The organism is Pantoea sp. SM3 (assembly GCF_000963995.1).
Taxonomy (GTDB): domain Bacteria; phylum Pseudomonadota; class Gammaproteobacteria; order Enterobacterales; family Enterobacteriaceae; genus Pantoea; species Pantoea rwandensis_B.
Genome location: NZ_JZRD01000004.1, coordinates 15,114 through 37,042 on the forward strand (window position 1 = coordinate 15,114; position 21,929 = coordinate 37,042).

Consider the following 21,929-nt stretch of genomic DNA (forward strand, 5'->3'; position numbering starts at 1 on the left):
TGCGCACCCTTCTTTATTTACCTTGTGGGTCGCTCTCGCCAAGGAAGAAATACCATAGCGGAATCGACATCAGTGCGGTGAACACGGAGCTGTATAAGGCAATCATCAAACCTTGCGTGATGTACATCGTCAATGACCAGTGGCTAAACGGGATACCGTACTGATCGATCACTCCGCCAATAATCGCATTGCTCATCACCGAAACGACAATCACCGCCAGAATGCACACGCCGCGCAGGAAGTTACGCATCTCCTTGCGCTTCACCGTAAAGCGCGCGCGTATAGTGCCAAGCGGAGACTGCTGCGAGGCCATAATCTCCGCTTCGGTCATGGGAACTCGCTGCTGCTTACGCCAGCGCAAAATGTCGATCAGCAGAAATGCCAGCAGACTCACTCCCATCACGGGCAGCGCATAACCCAGCGCCAACGCCGCCATCAGGCAGGTGCCTTTAGTGTAGTGCGGTATAGCAAGCCAGGTCTCCGTTAACGTTTTCGCCGGGCTGGCTTCCGCCTGTTGCGGACGGCGAGCCCACCACATGCGATAACCCAGCACGATCATCGTGCATAAACCGAGTCCAAAGAACGCTAATAGCAGTTGGTTAGGCAAGCCAAACAGCACGCCCATATGCGCATCCACGCCCCAACGCGTCAGTTTTGCCACCAGTGGGAACTGGGCGAAATAGACGTGATCAACAATCGTGAAGTCCTGCGGATTCACGGAAACTGCATCAACGCGGGTTGGCCAGCTTCGATCGATTTCGGTCACTGCCCATGCTTTGTCCGCGCTTTTCGGCTGACGTAACTCCAGCTTACTGGCGCTCAATCCATCCTGACGGGCGGCGTTGAGTACGCGATCCCAATCACTGTCCGGTTGGTTGTTGGGCATCGGCTTCGCGGGCTGCGCAACCGGTTTTGCCATCGATGACATCGACATACTGGACATGTCCATATTCGACATATCCATATCAGGCATGATGTGATGGTCAGCATGAGGATCGGCAGGCGCCGTATCGCCACTGAGTGAGGTATTGACCTGCGGTGTCAGCCAGTTCAACTCCGTACGCCAGCGATCAATGTTATTGCCTGCCCACTGCGACCAGGTTAAACCGGTGGCGGAGAAAAACACCAATCCCAGCACCAGCGTCAGACCCAGCGTGATATGCCAGTGACGGCTAAAGGCGAATCCCTTGCGCGCGGCTTTCAGCTTACGTTTCGGGCGCGTGCCCAGCCATAGCACCACGCCGCCCAGTGCGGCGACCCACAACCAGGACGCCGCCAGCTCGCTGTAGTTGCGGCCGAAATCACCTAACAACAAGCTGCTGTGGAGTAAATCGAGCGTAGTACGCAGCGGAAGCACGCCGCTGGTGCCGTACACCGTCATGTCGCCTTTCACTTTCAGGCTATAAGGGTCGACAAACACCGCGCGAGACTGCGAAGCACCCAGTGAGGCATCGCTGAACTGCACGCGAGTGGTATCCGTTGCGCCTGGCGCAGGCCGCACAGCGTAAATGTGCTGTTTCTCACCCGCGTAAGCGCGTGCCGCGCTGATTTGCGCAGACAGCGGCTGGGCAGGGCCATTGGGTTGTGCCGTTAACGCATCGGAGTAGATGACGTTTTCCAGTTGTGGCGTCAGCACATATAGCGTGCCGCTGAGTGCCGCGACAAAAATAAAGGGCGCAACAAACAGGCCAATATAAAAATGTAAGCGACGAAGTAGATTAAGCACCGCACCACGCGGCGCTGCAGAGTGAGCAGCAGACAAAGCCGTCTTCCTTCCGGTTAGAGAATGCCGTGACGCAATAAAGTGCGTCGTTAATGATGTTATCAGCAGGAGAGAACAGCAGGTGGCGCACGCGGACGGTGTGTGGGGCTAAAGCGTCGGATCACCGGAGCCTGCAGAGGCGGCAGCGGTGGGGCGCGAGAAATCACCATCATCAGCCAGATGAACGGGATGAACACCCACATCATCAACGGCACATGCACCAGCAGGTCACAATAGCCGCAGGCGAATTCACCGTCTTCCATCATGTGATGGTCCATGCCCGGCATCGCCATATCCATCATCATTTCGTGATGATGCATCGACATTTCAGACGTCATGCCGTGGGATGGCATATCCATCATGCGGCTTTGTCGTTCCATCAACGTTTTCGACACGATCGGCGCGACAAACAGCAGCAGCACCGCCAGGATGGCGATACAGGCAGTCAGGCGCTGGCGAAGTTGATGTGAAAAGGTCATAGCGGCGACGAAATGATTCAACAAATGAGGCCGAAGTGTAACGCCATTGCCGCAGAAGGGTTACAGAAACTCAGGCTAATTAAGAAAAAATTCGCACCTTTTGAAAAAAGTCACTTTACGCGCTGCATTTGTTAACCTAAATGCAACCTGATGAGAACAGTACGGAAACATGTAAACGGAGAAGCGATGAAAATAGTGATGCTGGATGGTGATACGCTGCCGCAACCGCCGCTGCGGCCAGAATGGTGTACGGCATGGGACTTCCGCGCGACAACCGCGCACCATGAAATCGTCTCAGCCCTACGTGGCGCACAGATTGCTATCACCAATAAAGTGCCGCTGCGCGCTGAAACGCTGCACCAATTGCCGGATTTACGCTACATCTGTGTCGCGGCAACGGGTTACGACTGCATCGATTTGGATGCGTGTCGTGAACGCGGCATTGTCGTCAGCAATGTCCCGGGTTACTCCACGCGTAGCGTTTCCGAAGGCGTGATTGCCGCCTTATTTGCCCTGCGTCGCCATCTGGTGGATTACGCCAACCGCACGCGCGCAGCCTGGCCAGCATCGTCGCATTTTTGTGTGCATCGCCAGCCGATTCAGGACATTTTTGGTGCGACCTTAGGGATTGTCGGCAAAGGCGATATCGGCAGCGCGGTGGGTGCGATGGCAGAAGCGCTCGGCATGACGGTACTCTACGCGGACCGCAAAGGCAGTTCAGCGCCGCGCACAGGTTATGTACCCTTTGAAGAGGTGCTGGCACGCAGCGATGTGTTGACCTTGCATTGCCCGTTGACGCCGCAAACTCAGCAGTTAATTAATTTGCAGGCGCTGGCACAGATGAAGCCTTCAGCCTGGCTAGTCAACACTGCACGCGGTGGCCTGATCAATGAAACGGAACTGGCTCACGCGCTGCGTCAGGGTGTGATTGCCGGTGCAGCGCTGGATGTGCTCAGCAGTGAACCACCGGCAGCCGATCATCCACTATTGCAACCGGATATTCCTAACCTGCTGCTGACACCGCACATTGCCTGGGCCAGCCAGCAGGGAGTGAACAATCTGTTGCGCGGCATTGAAGCTAACCTCGACGGATTTGCTCAGGGCAATCCATTGCATGTGGTGAGCTAAGCGCTTAAAAAATCGAGCGGCCCAGTCGCTCGGTGAGTTTCTCCAGCAGCGCGGTGCCCGCCAGAGAGTTACCAGAATGATCCAGCGCCGGCGACCACACCGCGATGCACATTTCTCCGGGGATGACCGCGACAATGCCGCCACCTACGCCCGACTTCGCGGGCATTCCCACACGCCAGGCGAACTCGCCCGCACCGTCATACATACCGCTGGTCATCATCAGCGCATTGACCTGCCGTGCCTGACGCGGTGAGATCACGGCCCACTCATCATGCTGACTGCGTCCCTGGTTAGCGAGATAGAGAAAGGTGCGCGCCAGCTCTTCACAGCTCATCGAGAGTGAGCAGTAGTGGAAATAGGTTTCCATCACTTTGCTGACATCATTGTGGAAATTGCCAAATGACTTCATCAGCCAGGCAATCGCGGCATTGCGGGCGGAATGCTCGTATTCAGAACGCGCAACCACACGGTCATAGTTGATGTCGCTTTGCTGAGCCAGGCGGCGCACAATCTCCAGCATACGCTGGCGCGGAGCAGTTAAACGACTCTCCAGCAAGTCACACATTACCAGTGCACCGGCGTTAATAAAGGGATTGCGTGGTTTGCCCTGTTCCAGTTCCAACTGCACCAGCGAGTTAAACGCCTGACCGGAAGGTTCTTTACCTACACGCTGCCAGATCTCGGCATCGTCATACAGCGTCAGCGCGACAGTGAGTGACAGCACTTTGGAGATCGACTGAATGGAAAAACGCGTGGAAGCATCGCCAGCCTGAAAACACTGACCATCGGGTGTGACAATGGCGATGCCGAGCTGATCGGCATCGACACCGGCTAATGCGGGAATGTAGTCCGCCACCTTGCCCTGACGCGTTAAAGGACGGACTTCAGCTACGATTTCTTCCAGCAATCCATTCGTGAGTTCTGACACCAGATGGCTCCAATTCTCTTGATTTTATCCGTTTCAAATACGTTTGCGGCGCGATGCATCGCGCGTATCCGAAGCCATGAAGTCGCTATCGAACGCGCAATAAATCGTATGGCAACCGAAGTGCGGTGGTAGAGACAGCATGATCTTTACGGCCAGGATCATGGTGATTTGCCCTTTACTCGTCAACGAGAGACGTAAAATTCTGTGAGCCTTCCGGGTGAAGCCTGCGTTACAGTGCATAAATCCAGCAAAAACATCGGGCTCACATTATGTTGACCAATCTGTTGCGTGATTTTCCGCCAGCGGCACAAAACGGCAGCGCCGAAACCTTCGAAGCGCTGCTGTCACAACCCAATCTCCTGATTGAACGTATCGTTTCAACCGGGCAGGCCAGTCCGCCCGATTTTTGGTACTGCCAGACGCAAGGTGAATGGGTGATGATTTTACAGGGATCGGCTGGATTGCAGTTGGAAGGTGAAAGTGAAGCGCGCACACTGTTACCCGGCGATTTTATCGATATTCCTGCAGGCTGCCGCCATCGCGTTTGCTGGACCGATAGCCAGGGCCCTACGGTGTGGCTGGCGGTGCATTATGGTGAACTGCCCAGCCAACCGTAAAATTCTGTTGCCAATGATTGCGTTACGCGATCGCCTGCGTTAGCTATGCTGACGCCTTTTCGTCGCTGGAATGGCGGCGCTGATGTTATTGAGGATCTGCATGTCTGTTTCGCAAAATGCCAGTCAGCCTGAGAACGCCATGCGCGCCGGGCGTTTTATGCTGCTGCAAAAGCTGCTGCGCCGCGATAAAACACCCGTGGCTTTATTGCTGCTCGCCGCACTGGTCGGTGTCCTCACCGGTCTGGTTGGCGTTGCCTTTGACCGCGCGGTGAATCTCATCCTGCATTCACGCCTGAACTGGCTGGAAAATGCCGCCACTCATCCCATTTTTGAGGTCCTGTGTGCTTTCCTGGTTTCCGCTGTATTGGGTGCCATTGGCTACTATCTGGTGCGGCGATTCGCGCCAGAAGCGGGCGGTTCAGGCATCCCTGAAATCGAAGGGGCACTGGAGGAGTTGCGCCCGGTGCGCTGGTGGCGTGTGCTGCCGGTGAAGTTTCTCGGCGGTATGGGCGCGCTGGGCTCCGGTATGGTGTTGGGGCGCGAAGGCCCAACTGTGCAGATCGGCGGCAACATTGGCGGCATGTGTCTGGATCTGTTCCGCGTAAAGTCGTCTGAATCCCGCCATACCCTCATCGCCACTGGGGCCGCGGCGGGTTTGTCGGCGGCTTTCAATGCGCCGCTGGCGGGCATTCTGTTTATTATTGAGGAGATGCGCCCACAGTTCCGCTACAGCCTGATCTCGATAAAAGCGGTGTTTGTCGGCGTGATCGTCTCCAGCATTGTGTTTCGTTTGTGCAATGGCAATGAAGCCATTATCAACATCGGCCAGTTGCGCGATGCGCCTACCAACACGCTTTGGCTGTATCTGTTGCTCGGCATCCTGTTTGGCGGCTGCGGTGTGGCGTTTAACCGCCTGATATTTCTCGCCCAGGATCAGTTTCAACGATTACATCAAGGCCGCATTGCCGCCTGGGTGATGTGGGGCAGCCTGCTGGCGGGATTCTGTGGTGTGCTTGGGCTGCTTCTTCCGGCGGCAGTGAGTGGGGGCATCACGCTGATTCCCGATTTCTCAGCGGGGAGTTACAGCGCTTTGGCCTTGTTCGGTCTGTTCGCCCTGCGGACATTGGTGACAATTTGCTGCTTCTCTTCAGGCGCGCCGGGTGGGATCTTTGCGCCGATGCTCACCTTGGGCACTTTGCTGGGTACCTGTTTCGGTCAACTGTGCATTCACTGGTTCCCCGGTTATCAACTGGAGGCCGCGACCTTTGCCGTGGCAGGCATGGGTGCGCTGTTTGCCGCTTCGGTACGCGCGCCCTTAACTGGCATCGTGCTGGTGCTGGAAATGACCAATAACTATCAGCTGATTCTGCCGATGATCATCACGTGCCTGGGCGCAACCCTGGCTGCACAGTTCTTTGGCGGCAAACCGCTGTACTCTTCGATTCTGGCGCGCACGCTGGCTAAGGCTCAGCTCAGCGGTCACGCCAGCGCAAAGATCCACTAAGGGCGTTTGCCCACGCTGTGTGTGAGTGTGGTCCAGCGGCGTGCCTGTTCGCTGAGACTGAAGCCGAGGCCGTGGCGATCGGAGATCAACATACGGCCGTCACGCAGTTCTAACTGCTCATTGAACAGCGGATTGAGCCACTCAAAATGCTCCAGCCAGGGTTCAATGGGATAGGCGGCGGCGAGATGAATGTGAATCTCCATCGCGAAGTGGGGGGCCAGTTTACGTCCGTGGCGCGCCGCCAGATCCATGATCTGAAGGAATGGCGTAATACCGCCCACGCGCGGCGCATCCGGCTGCACAAAGTCGCTGGCGTTGCCAAGAATGAGTTGCTCATGTTCACGGAAGCTGGTGAGCATCTCACCGGTTGCAATCGGCGTATCCAGCGCGGCAGTCAGTGCTGCGTGGCCTTCCACGTCATAGGCATCGAGCGGTTCTTCGATCCACACCAGATTGAACTGCTCCATCTTACGTCCCATACGAATCGCTGTTTCACGATCCCACTGCTGGTTCGCGTCCACCATTAGCGGGAAATCATCGCCCAGCGTCTGACGCACCGCAGTGAGGCGACGCAGGTCTTCAGCGGTATTAGGTTGGCCGACTTTAAGTTTGATGCCGCCAATGCCATTTTCACGTGAGATCGCCACGTTCTTGATCACCTGATCAAGCGGCGTATGCAGGAAGCCCCCCGAGGTGTTGTAGCACTGCACAGAATCACGATGCGCCCCCAGCAACTTCGCCAGCGGTAAGTGGGCGCGACGCGCTTTCATATCCCAAAGCGCAATATCAAACGGTGAAATCGCCTGCACCGCCAACCCGCTGCGGCCCACTGATGCGCCCGCCCATAGCAGTTTGGTGTAAATCTTGTCGATGTCATTGGGGTCTTCACCGATCAGCGCATCGGCAATTTCGCAGGCATGGGCGTAAATGCCCTGACCGCCAGCGCGTTTGGAATAGCTAAAACCGATGCCCTGGAAACCGTCACGTGTTTCGATCTCCGCCACGATGATCGCCACTTCGGTCAGCGGTTTCTGGCGCCCGGTCAGCACTTTAGCATCGCTAACCGGTGTGGCCAGCGGCAAAAAGGCCAATGACAAATTGACCCAAACGATGCGGTCACCGCTCTCGGTAGCGTTACCGGCTCCCGCTGTTTTGGCATAGCTGACGGCACTGGAATTCACACTCGACATGATGTTCTCCTGTAAATGATTGCGCTAACATTTGTGTGCGGTAAAGACTATGCGCTAATAACGCTGAGGTTTAATGCAGCGCAGATCACAGAATGGATAATCCGGGGATTTAAATGATAGCCCTAACATTTGCAGCGTTTTGCGCTGGCTTTGACAGGGCGGCCTGCTATGCTAGCGCTATCTGCTTCTACACTGAGCCGCCATGAAACTACGCAACCCCGAGCGCAACGCTGCACCCACGCTGGAAGATGTCGCCCGTGTCGCGGGAATCTCGCCGATGACGGTGAGTCGTGCGCTCAACTCCCCGCATCTGGTTCGCCCGGCGACCGTCGCCAAAGTGAAAGCGGCGATCAGCGCCACCGGCTACATTCCCAATGCGCAAGCGGGCAGTCTGGCGAGCAATCGCAGCCGCCTGATTGCCGTAGTGGTGCCGCAAATCAATAACAACATGTTCGTGGACACCATTCAGAGCCTGAACGACAGCCTGAGTGCGCAGGGCTATCACATGCTGTTGTGTGTCACCGGTTACGAAGCAGAAACTGAAGCAGAAACTGTGTCTACGCTGCTATCCCGTCGCCCGGATGGCATCGTACTCACCGGTATTCATCACAGTGCGCAGTTGAAAAAAGTGTTGTTACAGGCCAAGGTGCCGGTGGTTGAAATCTGGGACATGACGCCCACGCCCATCGATATGCTGGTCGGTTTTTCTCATGAGAAGATCGGCGCGCGTGTTGCTGCTTATCTTGCCGAGCGCGGTTATCAAAAACCGGGTCTGATATGGACGGATGACCGCCGTGCATTGCAACGTAAACAGGGCTTGCTGGAGGCATTAGCGTTCCTGGCGATAAAACCGCTGGTTGATGTACCTGTCCAACTCCCGGCGCTGATGGCTCGCGGCCGTGAAGCCTGTGCACAATTGCTGGATCAGCACCCTGACGTCGATGTGCTGGTATGCAGTTCAGACACGCTGGCGCAGGGCGCACTGATGGCGGCGCAGGCGCGTGGTGTAAAGATTCCGCAGCAGCTGGCGGTCATTGGTTTTGGCGACCTTGATTTCGCGGCGGCCAATTACCCGGCGATTTCGACAGTGCGTATTGACCGGCACCGCATGGGCGAACTTGCTGCTGAGCAATTGTTAAAGCGTCTGCAAAATCAGACGGTGGAAAATCCGATTATTGATATGGGGTTTACCATGGTGTCGCGTGATTCGGGTTAACCCAAACTGAACTGCGATCCTCATCACATGCGAAAAATATTTTCCATGTTATAAAAAGTGGAAAATAAATTTCATTTTGAGAGGATCCTATCAATGTCAGCACTGCCTTCCTTAGAAACACTGCTACAACAAGAAGCTGAGCACCGTTTGCCGCAGTTCGATTTCGATTTGGCGTGGCAAATTGGTCAGGGCATTCAACAGCGTGGCCGCGAAATGAACGCACCCATTGCTATTGAAGTTTATGCATTTGGGCAGGTGCTGTTTTTAGCGGCGTTACCCGGTTCTGCCCCCGAAAATCTGGAATGGATGCGCCGCAAACGCAACACCGTACTGTTGACCGGTCATTCCTCCATGTACGTAGGGTTCGCTAATGAGCAGAAGGGCGAACGTATGGCGCAGCAGCGCAACATTCGTCAGGAAGATTACACCGATCACGGTGGCTCCTTCCCGCTGCTGAGCCCACAGGGCGCGATCATCGGCGCGGTGAGCATCAGTGGTTTGCCTTCTGAAGACGATCACGCTTTAGCGCTGTGGGGAATTAACCAACTGCTGCGCTAATTCCAGCTCAATGAGAAGTCAGCGCGCACAAAACTGGAAAGCCGGTTTACCGAAAATGTTAAGGGTTGTTGGATGAGGGGAATGATGCAGAGCGGCCTGTTTTTTTAATTCCGGTGAATGCTTATGACTGCTCATTGTTGTTCCTCCGATACGTTGGCATGGTGTCCAACTTTCGGGATTCACTTCATAGGTTGCGCCGCTACTCTTCGCACAGAAAGGAATAGCGGCGCGTTGATGATTGATGAGAAGCCGTTATTTCGCTGCCGGTACTTTGAGCTTATCTCCCGCATCCGTGGCTTTGCGCAGCGTGGCAACATCGCTGGCTTTCACCTCGGCAGCCTCGTTGCCCCATGAATTGCGCACGTAGTTGAGCACATCTGCCATCTCTTGATCGTTCAATTTCCATGAGAAGGCAGGCATACCGGCAGACGTTGGGCGTCCTTCGGTGTGCGGCGCTCGCGCCCCATCCAACAGCGCATGGATCATGTTGGTGGGATTGTTCTGCATCGCGGTGTTACCCGCAAAAGCCGGCACCATACCCGTGATACCTTCTCCCGACAAGCCATGGCAGGCTGAGCAGTCTACCTCATAGCGCAGTGCCGCCTGATCGTGTTTGGTCTTATCCATCACAAATGCAGTTGGCTTAGCCGTTGGAGACGCTGGCAGGCTGCGCAAATAGGTGGCAATGGCTTTCAGGTCCTGATCATTGAAATATTGCGTTGAGTGCTCAACCGCTTCAGCCATCGGACCGGCCGCTACACTCTCCCCGTTGGAGCCGGTTTTCAGGTAATCCGCGATCTGCTCATCGCTCCATTTTCCGATGCCAGCATGAGGATTCGGTGAGATATCCGGTGCATACCAGGTTCCTAAGTTGCCGCCTTGCAGATACTGGCTGCTGATCTCTCCCCCTAACGCATTGCGTGCGGTGTGGCACACGCTACAGTGCGCGGGGCCGTCAACGATGTACTTACCGCGGTTCCAGGCATCATTCTGCGCACTCTGGGGCTTGAACGCATTGTTATCAAAGAACAACAGGTTCCAACCCGCCATCGCCAGACGAATGTTATACGGGAAGTTCATGCCAGCGTTTTCATCGATGGCATTTTTCACTGGCTTCTGCGCGGAGAAATAGACCCAAAGATCGTGCATGTCGGCATCGCTCATCTGCGTATAAGCGGTGTAAGGCATGGCAGGATAAAGGAAGCCGTGTTCGCCACGTCCCTGACGGACCGCGTTAAAGAAATCGTGCTCCGTCATGTTGCCGATGCCGGTTTCCCGATCGGGTGAAATGTTGGAGGTTTGCAGTGCCCCAAAGGGGGTGTCGATCTTGTAGCCGCCGGAGAAATCCGCGTTGTGGCACGCCGCGCAGTCCGCAAGGCGCATCACATATTCGCCACGTTTAATGGCATCCGTATCACTGCTGTGGAAATCGGCTAACCTGACCTTATCATCAGCCACATTTGAACGTGAGCTGTCCATCACCACCCACATTCTGCCGGTTACGCCAATGGCGGCGACCACGGCCAACGCAGCGAGGGTATAGGTAATTTTCTTTGCCTTCGCCATGATTATGCTCCCACCAGCGGTGCCGGATTATTGATGTACTTCTGATGGATAGCTTGCGCCGCACGCACCGCCAACGCACCCACGGTGACTGTTGGGTTGTAGCCGCCATTGTTAGGGAAGGCCGAAGCACCGACCACAAACAAATTATGCGCATCCCAGCTTTGCAAGTACGGGTTGAGCGCGGAAGTACTCGGATCGGCCCCCATAACTGCGCCGCCAATGGTGTGCGAGCTGTGCTGCATGTAAGGGTTCCAGCTTTTCTCGGCTTGGTTATCGACCACAACGTGCTGACCGCCGACTTCTTTCATGATGTTGATTGCACGATCGGTTACAAATTTCGCCATGCGCTGGTCATTCTGGTTCCAATCGAACGTCAGGCGGAGGAGGGGTTGGCCGTGGCGGTCTTTATAGTTGGGATCAAGGTCGAGATAGGCTTCCCGCATGGGCATCGACGTGCCCTGGCAGAAGATGGTGCCCGCCGTTTGGTAATCACGCGCATAACCCGCTTTCCATTCGCTGCCCCAGCGTTTGGTGCCGGGACGCAGGCCGTTCATATTTTGAATCGGACGGCCATTGGTGGAGAAGCCCATAATCCCCGCGCCACCAATAAAATCGAGGTCGCTATGATCGAAGTTGTCGCCGTTAAAATCATCGATCTGCACAGCTAAAGCACCGCCGCCGATAAACGGGTTCATGTATTCGTTATCGAAGAAGCCTGTCACGCTTGAACAAGTCTGATAGTTGTAGTTGCGACCAATGGTGCCACGGCCGGTGAGCGGATCGTATTTCTCACCCACACCTGAAAGCAGCATAAGGCGCACGTTATCCATCTGGTAAGCGGTGAAGCAGACGACATCGGCAGGCTGAAAACCTTCCACGCCATCCTGAGTGACAAATTTCACGCCTTTCACGGTTTTGCCATCTTCATGCTTCACGGCATGCAGGACTTCTGTCTCCGTCAGCAAGGTGAAGTTCGGACGGCGCATTAACACCGGCAAAATACAGGCTTGTGGCGACGATTTGGAGAAGTTACCGCAGCCGTGGAAATCGCAGAAACCGCAATAGGTGCATGGCCCCATGCTAACGCCCAGTGGATTGACATAAGCTTGCGACAGGTTGCCCGCGGGCACCGTGAAGGGGTGGTACCCCATGCTTTCGGTGGTCTTGCGATATTTGCTCATCCAGTGCGTATCTTTCAGCGGCGGGGTAGGGTAGTCACGTTGACGTGCACCTTCAAAGACATTGCCGCCAACCCGTTTTTCACCCTGAAGGTTGCCAGCGTAGCCGGAAGTCCCGGCAATACGTTCGAAGCGATCGTAGAAGGGTTCCATTTCGTCGTAGGTGACGCCCCAATCTTGCAGCTGCAAGCCTGCCATCTTTTTCGCGCCGTAACGTTCACGGGTCTGCGTCGCCACTTCAAAATCCCACGGTGTGAAGCGCCAGGACATTCCTGCCCAGTGCGTGCCTGCACCCCCAACGTTCCAGCCAAACTGATATGCGGACCAGTTACGCACCGGCGCAGCAAGCTGGTCGCTGCGGTTGCGGAACGTGGTGGTTTCGACACTCATCGGCTGTAAAATTTTGCGACGCGTGTGGAAACGCAATTCATCGGCATCAATTGCCACCGGGAAATCGGTGGAAGTGTCACGCCACGCACCACGCTCAATACCGACCACATTCAGCCCGGCGCGGGTTAACTCTTCCGCCATGACCGAGCCCGCCCAACCCATACCAACGATAACCACGTCAGCCTTATTTCTCTCTAATGACATTGACTCAGCTCCGGGGTATTAATCGTTTGGGATCAGACTGACAGGAATAAGCGCCAGATTTTCATTGCGGCGTTCGATATAAGGACGGTAGTCATAACGGGCACCCGGAAAACCAATCATCTTCCAGCCCGCCATGTTTTTATTACCGCCGTAAATCGGATCGGACAAATAACCTTCTCGGGCGTTTTGTAACATTAATTCAAAGAAGGCCTGGCTATTCACCTCTGCCCCCAAATTGATTTTTCCGTCTTCCATTTTTGTTAGGAAATCATCAACCTGCTCAGCATTTAACGCATGGAAGGAGGATTGATGATGCTTCTGTGCCCAGTTTTCCAGTGCTTTTAAACCGGTTAAATAGCGTTCCTTGGGGGCCGAGAGAAATTGCGGGCTGCCCATTATTTTCTCTTCGTTTTCAGGATGCAGTGGCGCTTGCAAATAAAGCGCAGCCCCTGAACCGTAATCCCCCGCTAATTGATTATCGAGGAACTCAATACAGCCCGCTTCAGTGGCTGAAGGCCCTAGCTTATCGGCAGGGATCAGACGTTCAAAAATGGCCTGTAGATTTTGACGGTCAAGCGGGTTGGTGAGCACCTGGTAACCGTCTTGCCACGCGGGCTGCGGCAAATGGTCGGCACTAAGTTGGGTTTCCAGCGGCACATTGTGCAGCTCTTTGGCGCGCAGTTGCGGTGCCACGGCAAGTGACGCGACAATACCGCTCAGCGAAAAGAGCGCTTCTCTTCGGTTCATACTTCTTTCCCTTAATCATTCCATCGTCTGATGGACACGGCAGATTAATATTGACAGAGCACGACGTTCCGGACATTCAGACATAGGCCGGCCACACGCTAATTAGCGCGCAACCGACCACGACGAATCCGTGTTCGTTATTATAAGTTCTCAGAAAGTATTGAAAGACGTTATGCGCGTGTTGTTAATCAACACGCGATTCCGTAGGCTGGAGTTTTCCCGCCATTGCCAAATATCTTCACGGAAAACCCGTTATTCGGGTCTCCTTTATTTTTAATAAATATATTTTTTCATGTCGTCGATGCTGTGACGGGCAATATCCCAGAGATCATCTTCCCAGTTACGCGGGCTCAATAATTCCGGTGACCATACGCCGTTATATCCCGTGGCTTTCACTGCCGCCACCCAGGCTGGAATATCAACATCGCCCTCGCCGGGCGCGTAATTACGCTGGACCCATTCGTCCCAGGCTTCGCCGGGGTAGGCGGCGCGACCATCACAGAAATGCACACCGTAGATTAAATCCTTGTCCATGCGCGCCACTTCATCCGGTGTAGTGCCACCGCCGGCGTGCAGGTGCCAGAAATCGACCACCACGCCAAGGTTATCTTTGCCACTCTGTTTAATCAGATCCAGCGCGTGTTGCAGTGAATTGAAGGCGGTGAAGGCCACCACTTCTATCTGGAATTTGATGCCATGTGGCTTGCCGATATCGGCGATGGCGCAGAGGTTTTCCAGCAAGATGGCGTCACGTGCGGCGTCTGGCAGATGATCTAATTCGTTTAGCGCCATAATTTGCACCACCGGGCAGCACAGTTCCACTGCCGCCTGCACCACTTTCTCCGCTTCACGCAGCAGGGCGGCACGTTCTTCTGGGTGGAAGCGACCTAAGCGCTTCAGAGCATTAATGCAGGTGATCTCAATCTGGTGCTTCACCAGCAGATCGCGATATTTTGCGTAACTGCCGCCGTTCTCCAGATAGCGATACAGATGTTCAGGCAGAATCTCCAGTCCGCTATAGCCAGTTTCGTGGGCGATGCGTAACTGAGTGACGGCATTGCTGTACCAGACAGAAACACCATGCAGTGACAACTTCATCTCTCCTCCTTGTTACCTCACGGCTTCAGGTGAGAGCGTCGTATACGCAATTCTCCCTGAGACCAAACACCACCTGGAGTGGCCTTTCCGTCAATCAAGCGGTTGAGGGCTTCATTGACAATCAAATCCAATCGCTGGCTAAACGTGGTCAACTGCCAACTGGACAAACTGGCTTCATCGATATCATCAAAACCCACCACCGCCATAAAACGGTTGCCTGCATGCTCTTTAAGCGCCGTCAGTGCGCCGAGTGCCAAAATGTCGTTCTCGCAAAACAGGGCGTCAACCCGCTGCTGAGGTGCTTGCGAGTTAAGATAATCACTCAGCACTTCATAACTCCGCTCACGCGAGTATTCGCCTGCGGTGAGCAGTAATTCCAGCGTTAATCCAGCCTCCTGGAGTGCCAGCTTTAGGCCATCCAGGCGCTGGGTATGATGGCTGCTGGTTTCCGGCCCCATCATATAGCCGATACGGGTGTAACCCTGCGCCAGCAGCAGTTCACCTAGCTGTTTACCCGCGCGTAAACCGTCAATGTTCACCACATCGATATCGGGCTCGTCATTGTTTCGGCACACTTGCACCAGCGGAATCTGATGCATCTCGCGCGCCACACGAATCAGTTCGTCGGTTAACACGGTGCCGAGAAACAGCAGACCATCCACTTGCAACTGATCGGCGAGCGTCAGCACGGCGCTGTAATTTTTTCCGCTACCAATATTCAGCAACAACGCCATATAGCCGCGCTGTTGCAACTGACGCGTGACCATGTCGAGCATCAGCATCGAGTGAGGATTCTTCATCTCATCGATGACCACGCCGATAATGTGCGTTTTCTTCTGCGACAGGCTGCGCGCCAGCAGATTAGGGCGATAGCCCAGCTCCGCCGCGATTTTCAATATTTGTTCGCGCGCCTTGTCAGAAATGGATGCCCCGGGCGTGAAAGCGCGGGATACGGTCCATTTTGAGACGCCGGCAAGTCGTGCGACATCACTCGCTGTGGCTTTATGGGGCTTCTTTGTTGGTTTATTCATAGCACCTGCGTAGGGATAAAAAGGCGGAGACCCCTGCATTGAACGTGAAAGCCAACTGAAAATAAACACCTAAGCGCAGGCAAATGAGGCAAATGACATCGAATAACCCTGTTTTTATGATGTTACGATTATGTTTGATCTTTGCACCCGATTGCAATGAGTTTTGCATTCGGGTGCAAAGTTAAGGGTTTTTGTGATCATCCTCGCTGAATTGCATGTTGCCAGATTGACTATAAAGTCGGCATCGCTGACATTCAGCGCTTGTAAGCACAAGAATCATCCTTTTTGTGCCTGATTCTGAGGCAATTTGCACTCGGTAGCATCTCGTGAAGGGCGGCAGTAGGTGCAGTGCAATTGATATCGACGCATGAATAAATAACAAGAATCAGCAGTAACAGATAAGAACATCTACCCTCAACTTAATTTGCACCCAGGTGCAAAAACAGGAGTGACTATGTTAAATGGTGAAAAACTCATTCCACGCCCGCTCCGCTGGGCAATGATCGGTGGCGGCCGCCTGAGTCAGGTGGGTTATAAACATCGGTCCGGTGCCTTGCGTGACAACACCGCCTACCAGATGGTGGCCAGTGCCTTTGATATTGATGCTACCCGTGGACGCGAGTTTGGCGTCAATCTTGGACTTGCGCCAGAACGTTGTTATGACAACTACCAGCAATTGCTTGAGGAAGAGTCTAAGCGTGACGATGGGGTGGAAGTCGTGTCAATCGCTACCCCCAATGGCACGCATTTTGAGATCGCAAAAGCGGCGCTGAATGCCGGTATTCATGTCATTTGTGAAAAGCCGCTGTTCTTCACCAGCGCGGAGGCGCAGGAAATTAAAGCGCTGGCAGAAGCGAAAAAGCGGATTGTCGGCGTGACATACGGCTTCTCCGGTCATCCGTTGTTGATGCAGATGCGCGCAATGATCGCCAACGGTGAGATCGGCGAAGTGCGTATGGTGGAGTTGCAATATACCCACGGCTTCAGCGCCAATGACAGCGCCGATAAATTTAGCGAAGCACAGAAGTGGCGAGTCGATCCGAAAATCGCCGGTCCCTCGTTTGTACTGGGCGATATCTCCACTCACACCTTCTACATCTCGCAACTGGTGCTACCGCAGCTGAAAGTCAAATCGCTGCTGTGCGATCGCCAAAGCTTTATTCCCTCACGCGCACCGCTGGAAGACAACGCGATGGTGCTGATGCATTACGACAACGGGGCGGTAGGGCGTATGTGGGCGTCGTCGATCAACGCCGGTTCAATGGACAGCCAAAGCATCCGCATTATCGGTTCACGCGCCAGTCTGGAGTGGAGTGATTACAACCCCGGCGAGTTGAAATACGAAGTGCAGGGCCAGCCAAATCAACTTATGCATCACGGTATGCCGTATTTGCATGCCAGCGCACTGGCGGATGAGCGTCTCGGGGCGCTGCATACCGAAGGTCTGGCTGAGTCATGGGCCAACATCTACCTGAAATTCGCCATCGCTATCAGTGCTACCCAGCGTGGCGATCAGCACACGCTAGATAACATGATCTATCCCGACATTAATGCCGGGCTGGAAGGCGTGCGCTGGATTGAAAACTGTGTTCGTTCCGCCGATAACGGCGCGACCTGGGTCAACTACCAATAAGGACTGCCATGAAACTCTCTTTTTGTACCGACAGCCTGGGGCATCTGCCGTTTGAGGCAATGCTGGATAAACTGCTGGAACTGGGTGTTTACGGCGTTGAGATGACGACGGGTGGCTGGTCCTCTGCGCCACATTTGCCGACAGAAGCGTTACTGGGCAGTGCTACACAGCGTCAGAACCTGTTGAAAGCACTGGAAAGCCGCGGGATGTCGATTGCAGCTCTGAATGTGTCGGGTAATCCGCTGGATCCCGGTGAACTTGGCCAGAAACATAAACGCGATACCGAGAATGCCCTGGCGTTAGCGGGTGAGTTGGGGGTGAAAAAAATTGTCATGATGAGCGGGTTACCGCCTGCCAGCCCACATGACACCATTCCTAACTGGATCACCTATACCGTGAGCTGGCCGCCGACACTGAAAAACTGCCTCGACTATCAATGGAATGACGTGGCGATCCCCTACTGGCAAGGGCTGGTGGCGCGCGCGAAGCAGAGTGGAGTCGAGAAGTTTGCGCTGGAAAACTTCAGCTCCATGTTGGTGTGGAATCCAGAAACCCTGTTCCGGCTGCGCAATGCGGTGGGCGACATGGTGGGGCTGAACCTTGATCCCAGCCATTTACTGTGGATGGGCGCCGATCCGATTGCCGCTGCTCGGGCGCTGGGGCCGGCGATTCATCACTGCCATGGTAAAGATGTGCGGATGGAACGGGGTCTGGTCAATATCAACGGTCTGCTGGAAACCAAACCGGTGGAAGATGTGGCAAACCGCGCCTGGAACTACGTTGCTGTGGGCTGCGGCCAGGATTTGCAGTGGTGGAAGGAGTTCTTCTCGGTGGTTCGTATGATGGGCTACAACGACTGGGTCTCACTGGAAATGGAAGATCTCACCATGTCGGTGGAAGCGGGCGTTACCTCATCCATTGCCGCGTTGAAACAGACCATCAGTCAGTAGGTGTTGAGCGCGGTGTGCTGCCGCGCTGTACATCCCGCATTCGCTGCCCGATACTTCGTGTTTATACGAACTATTATGAGGCAGCCTATGCTGGAGAATCACCCGCAGCGCGATGAAATCCGTCTGGAAAATGTGCTGGCCGCGCTCGGCAACCCGATGCGCATGAGCGTGGTCAATATCCTGGCGGATGGCGGTGATCATACCTGCGGATCGCTGCTCAAAGGCGTGTCCAAATCCACTTTAACCCATCACTGGCGCGTGCTGCGCGACAGTGGCGTCATCTGGCAAAAACCTTCAGGCCGTGAAAACCTCTTGTCACTGCGTCGTGACGACCTGGACGCACGCTTTCCCGGGCTGCTGGACGCATTTCTTACGGCGACCACGCAGGATGATCTGACGCGTGGCACCGTCAACGACTTTCACAACACGGCGTCTTAATCAGTTTTTGGCCGCAGCAGATAGCCGGAGTGCATATCACTCTCAATATAGCCAAATGCCGATGCGCCAAAGTGCATGCCGGCTACCCGCGTTTTGTCCCTTGAAACCTGTTCGATAATCGCTTTGCGCGTGGCTTCAGCCAGTGCCGGATCGTTATCAAATGAAATTGAAATCTCTGGGCGGGCTAACTGGATATGCGGGTAATGCACAATATCGCCCCAGATCAGTAGACGTTCATTGTCGGAATCAATCAGATATCCGGTATGCCCCGGCGTATGGCCTGGCAGACTGATAGCCTGGATATCCGCAGTGAGATTATTCTGCTCAATCAGGTGCAGATTGGGTCGATAGGCCTCCAGCGTACGACGTACCAGCAAGGCATTTCTCTGCGTGCGTTCGTTGGCTGTTTCAAGTTTGTCATCATCCAGCCAGAATGCCGCTTCAGCCGGAGAGAGATAGAGTTGTGCATTAACAAAGGCGGGTTGACCGTTAGCCGTCAGTAAGCCGCCAATATGATCGGGATGGCAATGTGTGAGCAACAGAGTATCAATGGCGTCGGGGTCAACACCCAGCGCTAACAGGTTCGACTGTAATTCTCCCCCGATATGATTGACGGCGCCCATGCCGCTATCAATCAAGATCGTGCGTCCTTCACCGCGAATCAGATAACAGTAAATATGAATATCACCCGGCACATCGATACCCGATTGCACTTGAATTGACTCTGCGCTGGGGATATCAATGCCGGAGAGCAGCGTAAGGCTGGCTTTCATGGTGCCATCACTGATCGCCGTGACCAGATAGTTGCCCACGCGCTGTGAGGAGAAAGGTTTGACCATCATTACCGCCTTTGTTCATCATCGAAAGAGAAAACGTTGTTTAATCATTAAGCTGCATCAGCAATGAAATATTGCAGGGAACCGGCGGGTGTGACTATCATCCTTTTCGACTGAGTTGAGACCGAAAAAGCTGTGGACATTAAATTACTGCGTTCTTTTGCCACCGTGGCGCTGCTGGAACATGTCGGTCAGGCGGCGGAAAAGCTGCACATCTCGGCATCCCCGCTGAGCAGGCAAATTCAACAACTTGAGAGTGAACTCGGCATCACGCTGTTTCATCGTGAGAAAAAGCGCCTGCGATTGACGGAAGCAGGGCGAAAATTTCTGGATGAGGTCACGCCTTTTCTGCAACACCATGCGCGTCTTACCGATTACGGCCGCAGCCTGACGCAGGCGGCCAGGGGGCGTCTGGATATTGGATATGTTGAGGCGGCGATACATTCGCGCCTACTGCCTGATGCCATTGCCCGGATTGATCAGCAAAGTGGCACCGCTATCCATCTGCACGCGATGCGATCCCAGCAACAACGCGAATTACTCGAGGAGAGGGCACTGGATGTGGCGCTGCTGCATACCCCTCCCGAAAAGGGCGACTGGTTTTTGCAGAAAAAAGTGCTGACGGAACCGATTCTGTTAGCCATGCCTGACGCACAAGCCATCGCTGTACCCACACCGGCAGATTTACAAAAACAGCGCTGGATCGCCGATCATGCGCACCTCAATCCCACTGCACGCGCACGTTTACTGGCTGCGTGTGAGCAAGCGGGTTTTCTACCGGACATTACTTTCGAGGTGAGCGGGCCGTTGGCAGCCCTGGCCTGCGTGGAAGCGGGGCTGGGTTTTACGTTCATTCAGCAAAGCCTGGCGAGCCGGGTTGCTGATACCGTTTCGCTGGTGATGCTGCCCTGGCTACCGCTGGAGATCACCTTATATGCCATCTGGCGGAAGGACGATAACAGGCCGCAGATTCAGGAGTTTATTTGCGCGTTACAGAACAGGGATACGCTCACTCAGTCACGGCAATGAGCTGTAGCCGTTGTGCCAATTGTCATCGAGCCTGCGAAGCATATTGAAACCCAAATCGATGCTCTCCGCTTTGAGCGGTGAAAAGCCAGCGACATACGGGGTGATTGTTTCAACGCGCAGATTCAATTTCTTCTCCTCTCACTGTTGCAATGGCGACGGGCGGTTTACAACGGCTGTTGTATTTGCAACTTCTCACCCGTTAAGCAACGCTCCCATCTTAAGCAAATCAATCGCTTATGCTTATGAAAATCTGGCACAGCTGCTGCATTACCCTTTATATACCGAAAAGATTTAACTTGATAGAAATTCATATTTTTATGCTATATATAGACGGGAGAAGCCGATGTCAGATAAGAAACCCCTGCAATTTGCTTACTGGGTACCCAATGTGTCCGGTGGTTTGGTGATCAGTCAGATTGAACAGCGCACCCGTTGGGACGCGGAGTATAATCGCGAGCTGGCAAAAATCGCTGAAAAGGCAGGGTTCGACTATGCCCTGACGCAGATTCGATTTACTGCCGGATACGGCGCAGATAACCAGCATGAATCGGTGACCTTCTCACAGGACTTGCTCAGCCACACCTCAACGCTCAAAGTGATTGCCGCGCTACTGCCAGGCCCATGGAATCCCGTGCTGGCTGCCAAGCAGATTGCCACCATCAGTCATCTTTACGGTCCACGTATTGCCGTCAACATTGTCAGCGGCTGGTTCCGAGGCGAATTTAAAGCGATCGGCGAACCCTGGCTCGATCATGAAGAGCGTTACTTACGTTCCGAAGAGTTTATTCGCTGCCTGCAAGGTATCTGGCGCGAAGGCAGTTTCAGCTTTGCCGGAGATTTCTATCGCTTCCGCGATTACGCATTAAAACCCAAACCTCTTTTACCTTTACCTGAAATCTTCCAGGGCGGCAGTTCCCGTGCAGCGCGTGATATGGCGGCACGCGTGTCCGATTGGTACTTCACCAACGGCAATACGCCGGAAGGGGTACAGCAGCAAGTTGAAGACATTCAGGCGAAAGCCGTCACTTACGGACATCAGGTTAAAATTGGTTTAAACGGCTTCGTGATCGCCCGTGATACAGAGCAGGAGGCACAGTCCGTCCTGCAGGAAATCATCGCAAAAGCCAATCCCGATGCCGTTAAAGGCTTCCAGCATGAAGTAAAAAACGCGGGAAGTGCGTCACCGGAGGGTGAGGGCAACTGGGCAAAATCGTCGTTCGAAGATCTGGTGCAGTATAACGACGGCTTTAAGACCAATTTAATTGGCACCCCGCAACAGATCGCCGAGCGCATCATGGCGTTGAAGCGCGCAGGCGTCGATTTATTGCTGCTAGCCTTTTTGCACTTCCATGAGGACGTTGAGTTCTTTGGCCGCGAGGTGATTCCGCGAGTGCGTGAACTGGAACGTCAGGAAAGCCGGGTCTCCGCCTGACATTAAATATGGCGG

At 54.4% G+C, this 21,929-nt stretch carries 21 protein-coding genes; 10 read left to right on the plus strand and 11 right to left on the minus strand.

What is annotated here, in order from left to right:
- Positions 1–13: 13 nt before the first annotated feature.
- The gene (locus VI01_RS02175; RefSeq protein ID WP_045813830.1) at positions 14–1,762 is read right to left on the minus strand and encodes a DUF2534 family protein; all 1,749 of its coding nucleotides are present in this window, start codon (positions 1,760–1,762) and stop codon (positions 14–16) included.
- Positions 1,763–1,824: 62 nt separating this feature from the next.
- Entirely contained in the window at positions 1,825–2,241 is a 417-nt protein-coding gene (locus tag VI01_RS02180; protein ID WP_082082020.1) for a DUF2946 domain-containing protein, read from the minus strand.
- 186 nt (positions 2,242–2,427) lie between these two features.
- On the opposite strand from VI01_RS02180, the gene VI01_RS02185 reads away from it, so the two are divergent.
- Entirely contained in the window at positions 2,428–3,369 is a 942-nt protein-coding gene (locus VI01_RS02185) for a D-2-hydroxyacid dehydrogenase (protein ID WP_045813832.1), read from the plus strand.
- A 4-nt stretch (positions 3,370–3,373) separates the two neighbouring features.
- On the opposite strand, the gene glsB is transcribed toward VI01_RS02185, so the two are convergent.
- Both glsB and VI01_RS25805 read right to left on the minus strand, forming a co-directional pair.
- Complete coding sequence (gene glsB, locus VI01_RS02190; RefSeq protein WP_045813833.1) at positions 3,374–4,300, minus strand: glutaminase B; 927 nt, start codon at positions 4,298–4,300, stop codon at positions 3,374–3,376.
- 30 nt (positions 4,301–4,330) lie between these two features.
- Positions 4,331–4,459, minus strand: a complete 129-nt coding sequence (locus VI01_RS25805) for a hypothetical protein (protein WP_255353372.1) — start codon at positions 4,457–4,459, stop codon at positions 4,331–4,333.
- Between the two features lie 107 nt (positions 4,460–4,566).
- Here VI01_RS25805 and VI01_RS02195 point away from each other — a divergent pair, with 107 nt between their 5' ends.
- A complete protein-coding gene (locus VI01_RS02195) occupies positions 4,567–4,914 on the plus strand; it encodes a cupin domain-containing protein (RefSeq protein ID WP_045813834.1) in 348 nt (115 codons plus the stop codon).
- 100 nt (positions 4,915–5,014) lie between these two features.
- Positions 5,015–6,418, plus strand: coding sequence for a H(+)/Cl(-) exchange transporter ClcA (gene clcA / locus VI01_RS02200; protein WP_045813835.1), 1,404 nt, complete (start codon positions 5,015–5,017; stop codon positions 6,416–6,418).
- On the opposite strand, the gene VI01_RS02205 is transcribed toward clcA, so the two are convergent.
- Positions 6,415–7,611, minus strand: a complete 1,197-nt coding sequence (locus VI01_RS02205; protein WP_156149325.1) for an L-talarate/galactarate dehydratase — start codon at positions 7,609–7,611, stop codon at positions 6,415–6,417. The genes clcA and VI01_RS02205 overlap by 4 nt on opposite strands.
- Positions 7,612–7,810: 199 nt before the next feature.
- Between VI01_RS02205 and VI01_RS02210 the strand changes: the two genes are divergently transcribed.
- Complete coding sequence (locus tag VI01_RS02210; protein ID WP_045813837.1) at positions 7,811–8,824, plus strand: LacI family DNA-binding transcriptional regulator; 1,014 nt, start codon at positions 7,811–7,813, stop codon at positions 8,822–8,824.
- Between the two features lie 93 nt (positions 8,825–8,917).
- On the plus strand, positions 8,918–9,382 hold the full coding sequence (locus VI01_RS02215; RefSeq protein ID WP_034830236.1) for a heme-degrading domain-containing protein: 465 nt from the start codon (positions 8,918–8,920) through the stop codon (positions 9,380–9,382).
- A gap of 252 nt (positions 9,383–9,634) precedes the next feature.
- Here the strand turns inward: VI01_RS02215 and VI01_RS02220 are convergent, their stop codons facing one another.
- The 5 genes from VI01_RS02220 to VI01_RS02240 all read right to left on the minus strand — a co-directional run bounded on the left by VI01_RS02220 (position 9,635) and on the right by VI01_RS02240 (position 15,596).
- On the minus strand, positions 9,635–10,948 hold the full coding sequence (locus VI01_RS02220; protein ID WP_045813838.1) for a cytochrome c: 1,314 nt from the start codon (positions 10,946–10,948) through the stop codon (positions 9,635–9,637).
- Between the two features lie 2 nt (positions 10,949–10,950).
- Entirely contained in the window at positions 10,951–12,720 is a 1,770-nt protein-coding gene (locus VI01_RS02225) for a GMC family oxidoreductase (protein WP_045813839.1), read from the minus strand.
- An 18-nt stretch (positions 12,721–12,738) separates the two neighbouring features.
- Positions 12,739–13,467, minus strand: a complete 729-nt coding sequence (locus tag VI01_RS02230) for a gluconate 2-dehydrogenase subunit 3 family protein (protein ID WP_045813840.1) — start codon at positions 13,465–13,467, stop codon at positions 12,739–12,741.
- Positions 13,468–13,740: 273 nt separating this feature from the next.
- Positions 13,741–14,565 carry a sugar phosphate isomerase/epimerase gene (locus tag VI01_RS02235; protein ID WP_045813841.1) on the minus strand — a complete coding sequence of 275 codons (825 nt, stop codon included), beginning with the start codon at positions 14,563–14,565 and terminating at the stop codon, positions 13,741–13,743.
- A 17-nt stretch (positions 14,566–14,582) separates the two neighbouring features.
- A complete protein-coding gene (locus tag VI01_RS02240) occupies positions 14,583–15,596 on the minus strand; it encodes a LacI family DNA-binding transcriptional regulator (RefSeq protein WP_045813842.1) in 1,014 nt (337 codons plus the stop codon).
- Positions 15,597–16,050: 454 nt separating this feature from the next.
- Here VI01_RS02240 and VI01_RS02245 point away from each other — a divergent pair, with 454 nt between their 5' ends.
- The 3 genes from VI01_RS02245 to VI01_RS02255 all read left to right on the plus strand — a co-directional run bounded on the left by VI01_RS02245 (position 16,051) and on the right by VI01_RS02255 (position 18,617).
- Positions 16,051–17,229, plus strand: a complete 1,179-nt coding sequence (locus VI01_RS02245) for a Gfo/Idh/MocA family protein (RefSeq protein WP_045813843.1) — start codon at positions 16,051–16,053, stop codon at positions 17,227–17,229.
- Between the two features lie 8 nt (positions 17,230–17,237).
- Entirely contained in the window at positions 17,238–18,179 is a 942-nt protein-coding gene (locus VI01_RS02250; RefSeq protein ID WP_045813844.1) for a sugar phosphate isomerase/epimerase, read from the plus strand.
- A gap of 87 nt (positions 18,180–18,266) precedes the next feature.
- On the plus strand, positions 18,267–18,617 hold the full coding sequence (locus VI01_RS02255) for a helix-turn-helix transcriptional regulator (protein WP_045813845.1): 351 nt from the start codon (positions 18,267–18,269) through the stop codon (positions 18,615–18,617).
- On the opposite strand, the gene VI01_RS02260 is transcribed toward VI01_RS02255, so the two are convergent.
- Positions 18,614–19,459: an MBL fold metallo-hydrolase gene (locus VI01_RS02260; RefSeq protein WP_156149326.1), complete on the minus strand. Its 846-nt coding sequence runs from the start codon at positions 19,457–19,459 to the stop codon at positions 18,614–18,616. The genes VI01_RS02255 and VI01_RS02260 overlap by 4 nt on opposite strands.
- Before the next feature lie 129 nt (positions 19,460–19,588).
- Between VI01_RS02260 and VI01_RS02265 the strand changes: the two genes are divergently transcribed.
- Together VI01_RS02265 and sfnG are read left to right on the plus strand one after the other, a co-directional pair.
- On the plus strand, positions 19,589–20,482 hold the full coding sequence (locus tag VI01_RS02265) for a LysR family transcriptional regulator (RefSeq protein WP_045813847.1): 894 nt from the start codon (positions 19,589–19,591) through the stop codon (positions 20,480–20,482).
- Positions 20,483–20,825: 343 nt separating this feature from the next.
- Entirely contained in the window at positions 20,826–21,914 is a 1,089-nt protein-coding gene (gene sfnG, locus VI01_RS02270) for a dimethylsulfone monooxygenase SfnG (protein WP_045813848.1), read from the plus strand.
- Positions 21,915–21,929 lie beyond the last annotated feature (15 nt).

Bases quoted from the DNA above. Each gene is read 5' to 3' on its own strand.
- VI01_RS02180 (WP_082082020.1), bottom strand. From the start codon at position 2,241: ATGACCTTTTCACATCAACTTCGCCAGCGCCTGACTGCCTGTATCGCC.
- VI01_RS02185 (WP_045813832.1), top strand. From the start codon at position 2,428: ATGAAAATAGTGATGCTGGATGGTGATACGCTGCCGCAACCGCCGCTG.
- VI01_RS25805 (WP_255353372.1), bottom strand. From the start codon at position 4,459: ATGATCCTGGCCGTAAAGATCATGCTGTCTCTACCACCGCACTTCGGT.
- VI01_RS02195 (WP_045813834.1), top strand. From the start codon at position 4,567: ATGTTGACCAATCTGTTGCGTGATTTTCCGCCAGCGGCACAAAACGGC.
- clcA (WP_045813835.1), top strand. From the start codon at position 5,015: ATGTCTGTTTCGCAAAATGCCAGTCAGCCTGAGAACGCCATGCGCGCC.
- VI01_RS02210 (WP_045813837.1), top strand. From the start codon at position 7,811: ATGAAACTACGCAACCCCGAGCGCAACGCTGCACCCACGCTGGAAGAT.
- VI01_RS02215 (WP_034830236.1), top strand. From the start codon at position 8,918: ATGTCAGCACTGCCTTCCTTAGAAACACTGCTACAACAAGAAGCTGAG.
- VI01_RS02220 (WP_045813838.1), bottom strand. From the start codon at position 10,948: ATGGCGAAGGCAAAGAAAATTACCTATACCCTCGCTGCGTTGGCCGTG.
- VI01_RS02225 (WP_045813839.1), bottom strand. From the start codon at position 12,720: ATGTCATTAGAGAGAAATAAGGCTGACGTGGTTATCGTTGGTATGGGT.
- VI01_RS02230 (WP_045813840.1), bottom strand. From the start codon at position 13,467: ATGAACCGAAGAGAAGCGCTCTTTTCGCTGAGCGGTATTGTCGCGTCA.
- VI01_RS02235 (WP_045813841.1), bottom strand. From the start codon at position 14,565: ATGAAGTTGTCACTGCATGGTGTTTCTGTCTGGTACAGCAATGCCGTC.
- VI01_RS02240 (WP_045813842.1), bottom strand. From the start codon at position 15,596: ATGAATAAACCAACAAAGAAGCCCCATAAAGCCACAGCGAGTGATGTC.
- VI01_RS02245 (WP_045813843.1), top strand. From the start codon at position 16,051: ATGTTAAATGGTGAAAAACTCATTCCACGCCCGCTCCGCTGGGCAATG.
- VI01_RS02250 (WP_045813844.1), top strand. From the start codon at position 17,238: ATGAAACTCTCTTTTTGTACCGACAGCCTGGGGCATCTGCCGTTTGAG.
- VI01_RS02255 (WP_045813845.1), top strand. From the start codon at position 18,267: ATGCTGGAGAATCACCCGCAGCGCGATGAAATCCGTCTGGAAAATGTG.
- VI01_RS02260 (WP_156149326.1), bottom strand. From the start codon at position 19,459: ATGATGGTCAAACCTTTCTCCTCACAGCGCGTGGGCAACTATCTGGTC.
- sfnG (WP_045813848.1), top strand. From the start codon at position 20,826: ATGTCAGATAAGAAACCCCTGCAATTTGCTTACTGGGTACCCAATGTG.